The organism is Novosphingobium resinovorum (genome assembly GCF_001742225.1).
GTDB classification, from domain to species: domain Bacteria; phylum Pseudomonadota; class Alphaproteobacteria; order Sphingomonadales; family Sphingomonadaceae; genus Novosphingobium; species Novosphingobium resinovorum_A.
Genome location: NZ_CP017075.1, coordinates 3730555 through 3744683 on the forward strand (window position 1 = coordinate 3730555; position 14129 = coordinate 3744683).

General features: G+C 67.3%; 11 protein-coding genes. 6 read left to right on the plus strand and 5 right to left on the minus strand.

Going from position 1 to position 14129, the window contains the following annotated elements:
* Positions 1–146: 146 nt before the first annotated feature.
* On the plus strand, positions 147–992 hold the full coding sequence (locus BES08_RS17485) for a TorF family putative porin (RefSeq protein ID WP_069709060.1): 846 nt from the start codon (positions 147–149) through the stop codon (positions 990–992).
* Between the two features lie 58 nt (positions 993–1050).
* Here the strand turns inward: BES08_RS17485 and BES08_RS17490 are convergent, their stop codons facing one another.
* The gene (locus tag BES08_RS17490; protein ID WP_069709061.1) at positions 1051–1668 is read right to left on the minus strand and encodes a YitT family protein; all 618 of its coding nucleotides are present in this window, start codon (positions 1666–1668) and stop codon (positions 1051–1053) included.
* A gap of 132 nt (positions 1669–1800) precedes the next feature.
* On the minus strand, positions 1801–3633 hold the full coding sequence (gene typA / locus BES08_RS17495) for a translational GTPase TypA (RefSeq protein ID WP_008832136.1): 1833 nt from the start codon (positions 3631–3633) through the stop codon (positions 1801–1803).
* 268 nt (positions 3634–3901) lie between these two features.
* On the opposite strand from typA, the gene rsgA reads away from it, so the two are divergent.
* The 4 genes from rsgA (at position 3902) to BES08_RS17510 (ending at position 8752) form a co-directional block, all read left to right on the plus strand.
* On the plus strand, positions 3902–4969 hold the full coding sequence (gene rsgA, locus BES08_RS17500) for a ribosome small subunit-dependent GTPase A (protein WP_231958080.1): 1068 nt from the start codon (positions 3902–3904) through the stop codon (positions 4967–4969).
* Positions 4962–5117, plus strand: coding sequence for a hypothetical protein (locus BES08_RS33665; RefSeq protein ID WP_172705113.1), 156 nt, complete (start codon positions 4962–4964; stop codon positions 5115–5117). The genes rsgA and BES08_RS33665 overlap by 8 nt, the downstream gene beginning before the upstream one ends.
* A gap of 164 nt (positions 5118–5281) precedes the next feature.
* A complete protein-coding gene (locus BES08_RS17505; RefSeq protein WP_069709330.1) occupies positions 5282–7987 on the plus strand; it encodes a TonB-dependent receptor in 2706 nt (901 codons plus the stop codon).
* 282 nt (positions 7988–8269) lie between these two features.
* Positions 8270–8752, plus strand: coding sequence for an RDD family protein (locus BES08_RS17510; RefSeq protein ID WP_008832133.1), 483 nt, complete (start codon positions 8270–8272; stop codon positions 8750–8752).
* Positions 8753–8809: 57 nt separating this feature from the next.
* On the opposite strand, the gene BES08_RS17515 is transcribed toward BES08_RS17510, so the two are convergent.
* A complete protein-coding gene (locus BES08_RS17515) occupies positions 8810–11335 on the minus strand; it encodes an ABC transporter permease (protein ID WP_069709062.1) in 2526 nt (841 codons plus the stop codon).
* Positions 11328–12086 (minus strand): ABC transporter ATP-binding protein, encoded by a 759-nt coding sequence (locus BES08_RS17520; protein ID WP_069709063.1) that lies wholly within the window; start codon positions 12084–12086, stop codon positions 11328–11330. The genes BES08_RS17515 and BES08_RS17520 overlap by 8 nt, the downstream gene beginning before the upstream one ends.
* Positions 12087–12136: 50 nt before the next feature.
* Here BES08_RS17520 and BES08_RS17525 point away from each other — a divergent pair, with 50 nt between their 5' ends.
* A complete protein-coding gene (locus BES08_RS17525; RefSeq protein WP_069709064.1) occupies positions 12137–12832 on the plus strand; it encodes an arylesterase in 696 nt (231 codons plus the stop codon).
* A 102-nt stretch (positions 12833–12934) separates the two neighbouring features.
* On the opposite strand, the gene recF is transcribed toward BES08_RS17525, so the two are convergent.
* On the minus strand, positions 12935–14035 hold the full coding sequence (gene recF, locus BES08_RS17530; protein WP_069709065.1) for a DNA replication/repair protein RecF: 1101 nt from the start codon (positions 14033–14035) through the stop codon (positions 12935–12937).
* Positions 14036–14129: the final 94 nt, after the last annotated feature.

Here is a 14129-nt window from a genome sequence, read left to right on the forward strand (position 1 = left end):
TTCGTTACGATAAGGCAAGAATAGAGACAGATCGGCGCCATATCCATGAACCTGCCGGCATGAAACGGGCTCGCCACGCAGCGGAGCCCGGCTTGCAGGCCGCAGGACGGAACATGCTACAACAGTAACATGAGGGTGTTCCGACTATGAAGTTTCGTCTCTTTGCCGGCGTCGCCGGCCTCGCAGCCGCGTTTGCTGCGACTCCCGCGATGGCGCAGGAGGAAGCCCCCAGCGAATTCACCATCGCGGGCAGCGTCGGGCTCGTCACCGACTACCGTTTCCGCGGTGTGTCGCAGTCCGACAAGGAACTCGCGGTGCAGGGCGGCGTCTCGGTTACGCATGAAAGCGGGCTCTACGTCGGCACCTGGGGTTCGAACCTCTCGGGTTGGGGCACCTTCGGCGGCTCGAACACCGAACTCGACATCTACGGCGGTTTCGCGGCCGAAGTGACGCCGGGCGTGAAGGTGGACGTCGGCGTGACCTGGTACATGTACCCGGGCGGCTCGGACATCACCGATTTCGCTGAACCCTACGTCAAGGTTTCGGGCTCGGTCGGTCCGGCAAACCTGCTCGTCGGCGCGGCCTATGCGCCCAAGCAGGAAGCGCTCGGTCGCTGGTATCTGGACGCCGATTCCTACGCGACCGGCATTCCCGATGCACCCGGCGCCAAGTCGGACAACTTCTACCTCTGGGGCGATGCCAGCACCGGCATTCCCAACACGCCGCTGACCCTGAAGGCACACCTGGGCTATTCGAACGGCAACTCCGGCCTTGGCCCCAACGGCACCAGCGTGGCGCCGACGGGCAGCTATCTCGACTGGATGCTCGGCGCGGACCTCGCGGTCGGCCCGGTCGTGCTGGGCGTGGCTTACATCGACACCGACATCTCGAAGGCGGAATCGGCTTACCTGAAGCCGAACTTCTCCTCTTCCAAGAACGGTTCGCCGATCTCCGGCTCGACCGTGGTGTTCTCGCTGTCCGCGGCGTTCTGATCACTCGGCCTTGCGGGGCAAACGGGGGGAGGGCCGGCCGGGCAGGGCCGGCCCTCTTTCAGTATCCGGTATAGCGGCCCGGGCGGTGCCAGACCCAAAGTATGCCCGCCGTCGCCGCGACGCCCAGCAGCGACCAGCCCATGCGCACCGCATCGAGCCGTGACGCCGCGAACAGCAGCACCGTACCGTCGATGATGAGCTGGGTGCGGCCGGCATTCCATCCGCGCGTGCGATAAAGCCACAGCACCAGCGCTCCCGAGCCGCCCGTTGCCGCCCCATGGCGGGCGAGGGCGAGCGCGCCCATGCCGATGACGCTGCCGCCGACGACCGCTGCAACCAGGTCGCTCACCCGGGCGATGTCGATGCCCATCGGGGCCAGGGCGGTCATCGCGAACAGGCCGAGCGTCACCACGGCGGTCTTTATAAGGAACCGCCAGCTCATCGAGCGCAAGGTGATCGCCATCAGCGGCGCCGAGATCAGCGCATAGAGCAGGCCCACCGGCCATCCCGTTGCATAACTCAGCACCAGCGCGACACCCGCCACACCGCCTGTCGCGAGCCCTGCCGCGCGCAGCAGCACGAGCCCGACCGCGAGATGGATCGTGCCCACAAAGAGGGCGTAGATGTCCTCGCCGTGCCCGTGCGGGGTGGGCGAGGGTGCGTTGGAACTCGTCATTGCAGTCATGCCCCCTGCTTCAAAAACACGAAAGGCCGGAAGCGCCCTTCGGCGCCCCGACCTTTCATTCAACCGGTAATGCATCCCCCCGCGATCGCTCTTTTCAAAGCCCGACCACAGGGGAGGGCAAAATCAGGCGCTTTCCTTCTTGCGGCTCTGCTTCTTGCGCTCGTTCGGGTCCAGGTGGACCTTGCGCAGGCGGATCGACTGCGGGGTGACTTCGACCATCTCGTCGTCGTCGATGTAGGCGATGGCCTGCTCCAGCGTCATCACGCGCGGCGGGGTGAGGCGGATGGCGTCGTCCTTGCCGGTCGAACGGAAGTTCGTCAGCTGCTTCGACTTCATCGGGTTCACTTCGAGGTCGTCGGTCTTGGCGTTCTCGCCGATCAGCATGCCCTCGTAGATCTTTTCCTGGGGCTTGATGAACAGCACGCCGCGATCTTCGAGCGAGTTCAGCGCGTAGCCGACCGCTTCACCGGTGCAGTTCGAGATCAGCACGCCGTTCTGGCGGCCCTCGATCGGACCCTTGTGGGCGTCGTACTTCTCGAACAGGCGGTTCATGATGCCGGTGCCGCGGGTGTCCGAAAGGAACTCGCCGTGGTAGCCGATCAGGCCGCGCGAAGGGGCCGAGAAGGTGATGCGGGTCTTGCCCGAGCCCGACGGACGCATGTCGGTCAGCTCTGCCTTGCGGCGCTGCATCTTCTCGACGACCGTGCCCGAGTGCTCGTCGTCCACGTCGATCACGACGGTTTCGTAAGGCTCGGTGCGGCCGCCCTTTTCGTCGGTGCCGAACAGCACGCGCGGACGGCTGATGCCCAGTTCGAAGCCTTCGCGGCGCATGGTTTCGATCACGACGCCCAGCTGGAGTTCGCCGCGACCGGCGACTTCGAAGCTGTCCTTGTCGGCCGATTCGGTGACGCGGATGGCGACGTTGGTTTCCGCTTCGCGCATCAGGCGATCGCGGATCATGCGGCTGGTGACCTTGTCGCCTTCACGGCCCGCGAGCGGCGAGTCGTTGACGGCGAAGCGCATCGCCAGGGTCGGCGGATCGATCGGCTGCGCCTGGATCGCCTCGGTGACCGAAGGATCGGCGATGGTGTTCGACACGGTCGCCTTTTCGAGACCAGCGAGCGCGATGATATCACCGGCGCGGGCTTCTTCCACGGGCACGCGGTCGAGGCCACGGAACGACAGCACCTTGGTGGCGCGGCCCACTTCGACGACCTTGCCGTCCATGTCGATGGCGCGGATCGGGTCGTTGACCTTCAACGTGCCCGACTGGACGCGGCCGGTGAGGACACGGCCCATGAAGTTGTCGCGGTCAAGCAGGGTGGCGAGGAACGAGAACGGCGCGTCGACGTCGAGGTTCGGCGCGGGGACGTGCTCGACGATCTTTTCGAACAGCGGGGTCAGGTCGCCTTCGCGGCGGTCCGCATCGTAGCTGGCGTAGCCGTTGCGGCCCGAAGCGTAGAGGGTCGGGAAGTCGAGCTGCTCGTCGTTGGCGTCGAGGCTGACGAAGAGGTCGAACACTTCGTCGAGCACTTCGGCGTGGCGGCCGTCGGGACGGTCGATCTTGTTGACGACGACGATCGGCTTCAGGCCGAGGCCCAGCGCCTTGCCGGTGACGAACTTGGTCTGCGGCATCGCGCCTTCCGAGCTGTCGACGAGGAGAACCACGCCGTCCACCATCGAGAGGATGCGCTCCACTTCGGCGCCGAAGTCGGCGTGTCCGGGCGTGTCGACGATGTTGATGCGATAGCCGTTCCACTCGATCGAGGTCGGCTTCGCCAGAATGGTGATGCCGCGCTCCTTTTCGAGGTCGTTGCTGTCCATCGCGCGCTCTTCGATGCGCTGGTTGTCACGGAACGTGCCGGACTGGCGGAACAGCTGGTCGACGAGGGTGGTCTTGCCATGGTCGACGTGCGCAATGATCGCGATATTGCGCAAGGGAAGCGGGGCGGACATTGTTGTTCTCTCTGTACGAGGGCCGGAGGCGGGCAGCCATCGTGTGCTGCACCGCAAAATTGCCGCGCCCTTAGCCGATGGCGGGCATTTCGGCAAGCGGTGTGCGCCGGGTCGGGGAATCGACGATCGGGCGAAAAGCGTGCCGTGCGCCATGGCGTGCCGGCCGATATCGTACTAGGGGCTGGTCGATAGGGCATTTCGGGGACGTCGCAAGGGTCCTGCCCGGCGGCTGTGCCGCGCTCTCCCGTGGGCTTTCGCGCCCCGCCCCATGAAGAAAGCCCATGTCGTAACGATGGAAGCATCCGGCCCCACCCTTGAAGACCTCGGTTGGAATTCCTTCTTCGCCGATCAGCTTTCGGCCGAGGAGCAGGCGGGCGAGGTATGCCCCGTGCGTGTGATGGCGGTTCATCGCGGCATGGTGGACATTGCCGGAAGCGGCCTCAGCGGCATGATCAATTCCGCCCTGCCGCTGTCCGAGGGGCCGGAGGACCGGGCGGCCGTGGGCGACTGGCTTATGGTGGACCGGGAGCGGCTGGAGCCGGTGCGCATCCTCGATCGGATCAATCTGTTCAAGCGCAAGGCGCCCGCCGACCAGCGCCGGCTGCAGCTGATCGCGGCCAACGTCGATACGTTGTTCATCGTGACCTCCTGCAACCAGGATTTCAACGTCGCGCGCCTCGAACGCTATCTGGTGATGGCGCGGGAGGTCGGGGTGAGGCCCGTGGTGGTGCTCACCAAGGTCGATCTGGCCGAGGCACCCGAGCGGTTCCTTGAGGCGGCACGCGCGTTGCAGCCGGATCTGGAAGTCGAGATGGTCAATGGCCGCGATCCGGCCAGCGTCGGGCGGCTGGCCCGGTACTGCGGCAAGGGCCGGACTGTAGCCCTGCTGGGCTCGTCGGGCGTGGGCAAATCGACGATGATCAACGGCCTGCGGGGCTCCGACGACATCGAGACCCAGCCGATCCGTGAAATCGACGGCAAGGGTCGGCACACGACGACGGGGCGGCAACTGTACCCGCTGGACGGTCCCGCCAAAGGTGGTTGGCTGGTCGATACGCCCGGCATGCGCGAGTTTCACCTGCCCGACGCCGCGACCGGCATCGCCGAAGTGTTCGACGACATAACCGCGCTGACGCAGGCGTGCCGTTTCGGCAACTGTACCCACACCACAGAGAAAAGCTGCGCGGTGCTGGCCGCACTGCGGGACGGCACCCTCGAGCCCAGGCGGCTGGAACGCTGGCGCAAGCTGCGCGATGAAGACGCCGACAGTACCCAGGGCGGCGGGCGACGACCGGCCTCGGCCGGCGGCAGAAGAAGGAAAAGACACGATGGCTGACCTGTATCTCAAGGCACTGGAATCCGAACGCCGCAGCCTTTGGGCGGAATGCCGCCTGAAGGGTCTTGCCAAAGGAACCCCCGAACGGCTTCGGATCGCCGAACTCGACAAGTTGCTCGCCGAGCACAAGGCGAAGAAGGCCGGCTGAGGAATGTGGCGACGGCGCAACAGTGGCGCCAAATGTCCGCACCTGTTCACAGGTCTTCATTGTGAGGCGCCCCGGAACCGCATAACCTGAACCTCTTACGCTTTGCGGCGAGCTTTCCGCGCATCACGATGCGGGCCGTCGCGCAGGAAGGGACAGGGGACCAGATGAAAGGTGTTTTGGCGGGCATCGGCGCGCGGGGTACGCGCATCTTCACCGAACGCAGGGGCATGACCGAACGCAGTGCCGCGCTGCTGGCGAGTGCGGCATTCGGGCTTGCCTGGTCGCCTGCGGTCATGGCGCAGGACGCGGCGCCTCAGGCTGCCGACGAACAATACACCGACACCATCATCGTCACCGCCACCAAGCGCGAGCAGACGCTGCAGGACGTGCCCGTCGCCGTCTCGGTGACCAGCGGAGCGACGCTGGAACGCGCGCAGATGCGCGATCTCAAGGACTTGCAGACTTTGGTGCCGTCGCTGCGCGTCAACCAGCTGCAGTCGAGCGCCAATACCAACTTCTATATCCGCGGTTTCGGCAACGGCGCCAACAACGCCGGTATCGAGCCTTCGGTCGGCCTGTTCATCGACGGCGTCTACCGTTCGCGCTCGGCCTCGATGATCGCGGACTTCCCCGATGTGGAGCGCATCGAGGTGCTGCGCGGGCCGCAGTCCACGCTGTTCGGCAAGAATGCGTCGGCGGGCGTGATCTCGATTGTTACCAAGAAGCCGCAGTTCCAGTTCGGCGGCAATGTCGAGGCCAGCTACGGCAACTACGACGCCGTAGTCGTCAAGGGCACGGTAACCGGGCCGCTGAGCGAGAACGTCGCATTCAGCCTCGCGGGCGGGCTCAACAAGCGCGACGGTATCGTCAGGGATCTGGCTACCGGCGAGCGCACCAATGAGCGCGACCGCTGGTTCGGGCGCGGGCAGCTGCTGTTCGACAACCATGACGGCCTCGAACTGCGGCTGATCGGCGATTACGGCAAGATCGACGAGAACTGCTGCGCGGTGGTGAACTTGCGTCAGGCGACGCCGACGGCGGCGATCTTCGCGCTGGGCGGGGCGGTCAACCAGCCGGGCGAGAAGTACGACAACATCGTCTACAACAACTTCGAATCGTCCAATAGAATCGAGAACTGGGGCGTTTCGGGCCAGCTGGACTATGATCTGGGCGCCACCAAGCTGACCTCGATCACCTCGTACCGCCGCACCAATGCGCTCACCAATCAGGATTCGGACTTCTCCAGCGCCGACCTGCTGGGCCGCAACTGGCAGGACCTGCGGATCAAGACCTTCACGCAGGAACTGCGCGCCAACTTCGAGGTGGGTGAGAAGATCACCGGCCTGATCGGCGGCTACTACTTCAACGAGAAGATCGACCAGAACAACGAGGTCTTCTGGGGCGACGATGCCCGGCCTTACGCCAACCTGCTGGTCCAGAGCCTCTCGGGCGGGGCGCTCAGCGTGCCCGCGCTGGAGACGGCCTTCGGCGCCTACGAAGGCAATCCGGCCAAGTACGCCGGGCAGTTCTTCGCTTCCGGCACCGGCCTGACCGAGGCCTACAAGCTGAAGAACGAGGCGTGGTCGATCTTCGGCCAGCTCGACTTCGAGGTGGCGCCGGGGCTGACGGTGACCGGCGGTCTCAACTACACGCACGACAAGAAGCGCTTCGCCACCAACACGACGTCGGATGACGTGTTCTCGTCGATCAATTTCGACGATCCGCGCTATTCGGCGTTCCGCCAGCAACTGCTGCTCGGCGGGGCGCTGCGTTCGGTGGGTGTGGACCCGACCAACCCGGCGGCGATCTTCGCCTTCGCGACGAACCCGCAGACCGCGCCGATCTATCAGCAGCTGGTCGGCTTCGCGAACGGCAATGCCAACAATCCGGCCGCAAACCCGCTCAATCCGCTGCGCGCGCTGCAGTATTTCCCGCAGTTCATGAACGTGCCCAACGCGGTCGAGCCGGGCAGGGTGAGCGACGGCGACTTCAGCTACACCGCGCGCGTAGCCTGGGACGTGACTCCCACGGTCAATTTCTACGCGGCCTGGGCGACCGGCTACAAGGCGGCGTCGATCAACCTGTCGCGTGATAGCCGCCCGACGCCGGCCGACCTCGTCGAACTGCGTGCGCAGGGCCTGGCGGTGACCAATCTCACCTCCGGCAGCCGCTTCGCCAATGCCGAGAATTCGACGGTGTACGAGGCCGGGATCAAGGGCAACTGGGGGATCGTCTCGGCCAACGTCGCGGTGTTCAAGCAGGAGATCAAGAACTTCCAGTCGAACATCTTCACCGGCTCGGGCTTCTTCCTGGCGAACGCGGGCAAGCAGTCGGCGTTCGGTATCGAGTTCGAAGGCTCGGCCAAGCCCATCGACCAGCTGACGCTGACGATGGCCTGGACGTACCTCGATCCGAAGTACGACACGTTCCAGCTTTCGGCCTTCGGCGACCTTTCGGGGACGACCCCGGCGGGCGTCCCGCCCCTGTCGGCGACGTTCTCGGCCGAGTTCGTGCAGCCCGTGGGAACGCGCGGGGACCGGATCATCCTGCGCGGCGACTATCACTACGAATCGCAGTTCCGTCTGGTCGAGGGCCTGCCGGGCCTCGTCGTGCGCGACAGCGCGGGCAACGTCACCGACGTATCCGCAGCGCTCGCCGCTGCGCGAGAGTTCAAGCAGGACATCAACGACATGAACGCCTCGCTTACATACGCGATGGCGAACGGGCTGGAACTGACGGTCTGGGGCCGCAACCTGCTGAACGACCGCACCATCCTGCAGATATTCGACAGCCCGGCACAGCCCGGCTCGATCTCGGGCTATCCGAACCAGCCGCGCACTTACGGCGTGGCGGCGCGCTACCGGTTTTGAAGCATTTTCAAGCCGGCCGTGCGCGGTCGGCGGCTCGGAAAATGCGGCATGATAAAGCCCGGAGCGTGTGAAGCGCGTACCCGCCGTGTCGTCTCTGGGAGGAGGTACGGCAAGAGAAGCGGGGCGCGGACCTGAAAAGGGGCGCGGGAGGCTCGACCTCCTGTGCCCCTCTTTCTTTACGGCTTCGGACGGCGGAACAGAAAGTCTTTGTAATTTCCCGGTTTAAATGTGAACTTGCGTCGCATTGTCAGGCTGGGCAGGCCGTAAAACAAGGGGGAATGCATGATTCCGTATGGTGGCTTCTGGTGGCGCGTGCTCGCCTACATCCTCGACGCGATCATCCTGCAGATCGCGACTTCGATCATCGGCGGCATCTTCGGTGTCGGCCTTGCGCTGCCGCTGACGGGGCTGGGCGCGGGTGAGAACGCGGCGTTCGGGATGATGATGTTCGGCATGATCGGCGCGTCGCTGGTGATCAACTGGCTCTACTTCGCGATCATGGAAAGCTCGAAGCTGCAGGCGACCGTCGGCAAGCTGGCCGTCGGCGTGGTCGTTACCGACCTGCGGGGCGAACGGCTGACTTTCGCGCGTGCGACCGGGCGCTACTTCGCCAAGATCCTGTCGAGCCTGATCCTGTGCATCGGCTACATCATGGTCGCCTTCACCGAGCGCAAGCAGGGCCTGCACGACATCGTCGCCAGCACGCTCGTCTACAAGACGCGCGATCCCAGCGTGCTGTTCGACAACCGCGAGGTCTTCGCCTGATTTCCAATCCCGCCTTCGCGGGAATGACTAATGAGTGGTGAGGGTAGAGATCGGCTTCTAAAGTTCGCGCAGCGCCCTTGCCGGTTTCGCCCGCAGCAGCGGCAGCGTTCCGGCTAGGGCGAAGCCGAGGATCAGCACCAGCCCGGCGGCCAGAACCGCCAGCACGCGCGGCCAGTCGGGCAGCCAGGCGAACTCGAACAGCTTGACGATCACCGCCCAGGCCATCGCGCTGCCCGCGCCCAGCGCGACGAGGGCGAGCACCACGGCGAGCAGCCCGTACTCGGCCATCTGCGCCGCGAGCAACTGCCCGCGACTGGCGCCCAGTACGCGCAGGATCACGGTGTCGTAAGTCCGGCTCGCCCGCGCCGCCGCGATGGCGCCCAGCAGCACCGCGAGCCCCGCCAGCACTGCCACCGAGGATGCCGCGAGGATCGCCGCCGACATCTGGTCAAGCAGCGCGCGGGCATCGCGCAGCAGGCTCCCCGTCTCGATCACCGAGGTCGAGGGGAAGGCGCGCACCAGCCGGGGCAGCAGGCCCGCCGTGGACGCGCCCTTGGGCACCTCGATCGTCGCGGCGAGGTTGTGCGGGGCGTCGGCCAGCGCATTGGGCGAGAACACCAGCACGTAGTTGAAGCCCAGACTGTCCCAGTCGATCCGGCGCAGCGCCGCGATGCGCGCGGTCTTCTCGACGCCCAGCACGCCCACGGTCACGTAGTCGCCGACCTTCAGGCCGATCGCCTCGGCCAGCCTCTCATCGACCGAGACAAGCGGCTCGCCCCGGTAGAACTGCGGCCACCACTGGCCGGAGGTCACCGTGCTGCCCTCCGGCACGCCGACCGAATACGTCAGCCCGCGCTCGCCGCGCAGCGCCCAGGCGCCATCGGGCAGGTCCTTGCCGAGGCTTGCCACGCGGGTCATTCGATCCTTCGGTCCATAAGCGAGGATGCGGCCGCGCATGTTCGGCACCAGCTTGAGGGTGGAACCGGGGATCGTCCGCTCGACCGCGTCGGCGAAGGCGGGCGCCTTGTCCTTCGGCACGTCGAGCACGAAGAAGTCGGGCGCGCGCGCGGGGACGGTGCGGCGGATGTTGGCGTCGAGGCTCGTCTGCACAGCCGCGATCAGCACGAAGGCGGAGAGCCCGAAGCCGAGCGCCGTCACCAGCGCGCCGGTCTGCGCGCCCGGGCGGTGGAGGTTCGCCAGTCCCGCGCGCAGCATCGGCCCGCGCGGTCTCGGCAGGCGGGCGGCGAGCTTGCGGATGCAGAGGCCGACGAGCGCCAGTAGGCCGAGCATCGCGGCCGAGGCCCCGAGGAAGCCCAGCGTCACCAGCGGCTGCGCGGCGTTGAGCAGCGCCAGCGCGACGATGGCGGCAAGGCCGAGGCCGACCGGCAGGGCGAGCGCCTTGCGGTCGGCCGTGAGCGGCGCCACGCGGGCACGCATCAGCGCCATCGTCGGCCAGCTGCGCGCCCGCACCAGCGGCGGCGCGGAGAATATCAGCGCGACCAGCAGGCCATAGGCCGCCGCCGTCGCGAGCGCCGCGGGGGAGACGGTGAACCCGGGCTCGACCGGCAGCAGGCTCTGCAGCGCCGAGGCGAGGAGCGGGGTCACGAGCACGCCTGCGGCGAGCCCTGCCAGGCTGCCTACCAGGGCGGCCGCGCCGACCTGCAGGAGATAGATGCGCGCGATGTCGCCGCTGGTGGCGCCGAGCACCTTCAGGGTTGCGATCGAACTGCGCCGTGCCTCCAGATAGGACGAGACGCCGCCGCCGATGCCGATCCCGGCGATCACCAGCGCGGCAAGCCCGACCAGCACGAGAAACTCGCCCATGCGGGTGACGAAGCGCTCGGTCGAAGGCGAGGCTGCCAGCCGGGTGCGGGTGTCGAAGCCGTCGCCGAAGCGGGACTTGAGGGCGTCGATCACCGCTTCGGGATCGCGCGCGGGGTCGGCGAAGCGCACCCGCACGACGCTGCGGTACATGGCGCCCGGCGCCGTGAGCCCGGCGCTGGCAGGGAGGGAAAGCGGGACGACGGCGGTGTCGCCCAGCGCGAAGCCCTCGCTCATCTGCTCGGGGTCGGTCGCGATGATGCCGCCCACGATCACCGGCACGCCGCCGATGGCGATACGCTGGCCCTTCCCGGCACCGAGGCGGGCGGCGGTGCCCTTGGCGATCCATGCCGTGCCGGGGGCGGGGGCGCCGACGCGGCGGCCGTCGGTCAGTTCGAGGCGGCCGTAGAGCGGCCAGTTCCCGTCCACCGCCTTGAGCGCGACCGGCGCGGTGGCGTCTCCCTTCGTGGCGATGGCCTGCATGCGTTGCCCGCGCGAAACCCGGCCGAGGCGCGAGAGCGCCGCATCCTCGTCCTTGCCGAAGGCGCGCTGCCAGACTCTCAGTTCGATGTCGCCGCCAAGGATTTCGCGTCCGCGTGTTCCCAGCTCGCGCTCGATCGAGCCGGTCAGCGTGCCGATCGCGGCGATCGCGCCGACGCCGAGGAACAGGCACACGAGGAGCAGTCGCAGCCCCTTGAACCGGGCCGAGAGGTCACGGCGGGCGAGTGTCCAGGCGGTCCGCCAGGGGAGGGCGTCAGCCAAGGTGTTCGCCTGCCCGTATGTCGCTGGCGATCTGGCCGTCGCCGATGGTCACTACGCGCTCGCAGCGGTGGGCGAGGCTTTCGTCGTGGGTGATGATGAGCAGGGTCGCGCCGGTCTCGGCCCGGCGGGCGAAAAGCAGGTCGATTATTGCCGCGCCGGTGGCTGCATCGAGGTTGCCGGTCGGCTCGTCGGCGAAGACCAGCGCCGGGCGGGGAGCGAGGGCGCGGGCGATCGCGACGCGCTGCTGCTCGCCGCCGGAAAGCTGCGCGGGATAGTGCGACAGGCGATGGCCCAGCCCGACCGCCGTGAGTTCCGCTTCGGCCCGCGCGCGAGCATCGGGCATTCCCGCGAGTTCCAGCGGCGTGGCGACGTTTTCCAGCGCGGTCATCGTCGGCAGCAGGTGGAAAGCCTGAAGCACCACACCGATCCTGCCGCGCCGCGCGCGGGCAAGGGCGTCCTCGTCCATCCCCACGAAGTCCTGTCCGGCGACCTCCAGCGTGCCCGAACTGGCGCGCTCCAGCCCGCAGAGCACCGCCATCAGCGACGACTTGCCTGATCCCGAAGGACCGAGCAGCGCCAGCGTCTGGCCCCGGGGCACGGAAAGGTCGATTCCCTTGAGGATTTCGACCGCACTGTCCCCGGAACCCAGCGTCAGGCGCAGGTCGCGGGCCAGAATAGTGTCGTCGGAAGCGGGGGAAGGAGTGGCGGAAAGGGCGGAGCGGGCTTGGGCAGGGCTTGTCACCATCCCCATATGGGATAGCACCAGTGCATCCGACAAGTCGGTCCCTTCAGGAGAATGCCTTGCGCCTCGTTTCTCTCGCTCTCCTTGCCGCTTCCACCCTGGCGCTTTCCGCCTGCGACAAGGCCCCGGCGCCGCCCGTGCAGGAGAGCCGGTCGGCCATCGATGCGCCGCCGCAGATACCGGTCATGGGGCCGGAGCGCAGGATACTCGCCTTCGGGGATTCGCTGCTGGCGGGCTACGGACTCGAGGATGGCGAAAGCTACCCCGACCGGCTCGAACAGGCCCTGCGCGCGCGGGGTGTCAACGCGCGCATCGCCAATGCCGGGGTCTCGGGCGACACCACGGCGGCGGGGCTGCAGCGGCTCGACTTCACGCTGAAAAGCCAGCCGGCCAAGCCCGAACTGGTGATCATCAGCCTCGGCGGCAACGACATGCTGCGCTCGCTGCCCCCGGCCGAGACGCGCGCGAACCTGGAGAAGATCCTCCAGCGGTTGCGGCAGGAGAAGATCGGGGTGGTGCTGCTCGGAATGCTGGCGGCGCCGAACCTAGGCAGGGACTATGCCTCGGGATTCAACCCGATCTATCCGCAGCTGGCGGAGAAGTACGGCGCGGTGCTGGTGCCGTTCTTCCTCCAGCCGGTGATCGACAAGCCCGATCTGATGCAGGGCGATCACGTGCATCCTACGGCCATCGGCATAGACGCCATTGTGACGGCGACGGTGGACGATGTGGCGGATGCTTTGCCGAAGAGGTGAGGTCCCCTCTTCACTTCGTCATTGCGAGCGTAGCGAAGCAATCCAAGGCGGCTCAAGACTGCCCTGGATTGCTTCGCTACGCTCGCAATGACGACCGAGTGGTCAGACCCGCCGCACCGTCCCTGCGCTGACCTCCCATACCGCCGCTTCCGCCGCGATTGCCTCGAACGGGGCGATCTCGGTCCCCGTCAGCCAGACTTGCGCGGAGCCTGCCCGCAGCCGGTCGAACAGCGCCTCGCGCCGCAGCGGGTCGAGATGTGCGGCGACCTCGTCCAGCAGCAGCAGGCGCGGGCGGTTCTCCCCATCTGCCTCCAGCAGCTGCGAATGCGCAAGAGTGATGGCGATGAGCATCGCCTTCTGCTCGCCGGTTGAGCATTCCGCCGCCGCTTGCCCTTTGCCCGCCATCGTCACCGCCAGTTCGTCGCGGTGGGGGCCGGTAAGGGTGCGCTGGGCCGCCCGCTCGCGCGGCCGCCCGTCGCGCAGGGCGATGGCAAGCGCACCGGCCTCGACCGGGCCGCCGGGCTGGTAGGTCAGCGAAGGGCGCGCGAAAGGCGTGTCGGGAAGCCGAGCCAGCGCCGCCTCCAGCCGGGTGACGAGGCGCGCGCGGGCCGTCGCCACCAGCGCCCCGGCCTCGGCGATCTGCACCTCGATCGCGTCGAGCCAGTGCGGATCGGGGGAACGTTCGTCGGAAAGCAGGCGGTTGCGCTCGCGCAGTGCCGTCTCCAGCCGCGCCGCATGGCCGGCATGGGCCGGCTCGATCGCCAGCACCAGCCGGTCGAGGAACCGCCGCCGCGCGCCCGCGCTCTCGACGAAAAGGCGGTCCATCGCCGGGGTCAGCCAGCCGATCGAGAGCCACTCGGCCAGGCTCAGGGCGGATGCCTGCGCGCCGTTCACCTGCACAAGCCGCCGCCCGGGACGCTCCGCCGCGACGCCGGTGCCGAGGCGGACGGGCTCGCTCCCTTCCCCTTGGCCGGGCATGCGCAGTGCAGCGTTCACCGCGAACCCGCCGTCGCCGTCCTGCGCGGGCACGTCCACGAGCTGCGCCCGACGGAGGCCGCGTCCGGGCGCGAGCAGGCTGATCGCCTCGAGCACGTTGGTCTTCCCCGCGCCGTTCTCGCCGACCAGCAGGTTGAACTGCGCCGTGCCTTTCACCGCGGTCTCGTGGTGGTTGCGGAAACGGGACAGGAGGATGCGGTCGAGCATGGTCGGCGCGGCCTAGAGCATTTTCAAGTCAGGTGGAAACACCTGACGACTCGGAAAATGCGGCAGCCCTGTAAAAAGCGCGGCTCAGCGCCCT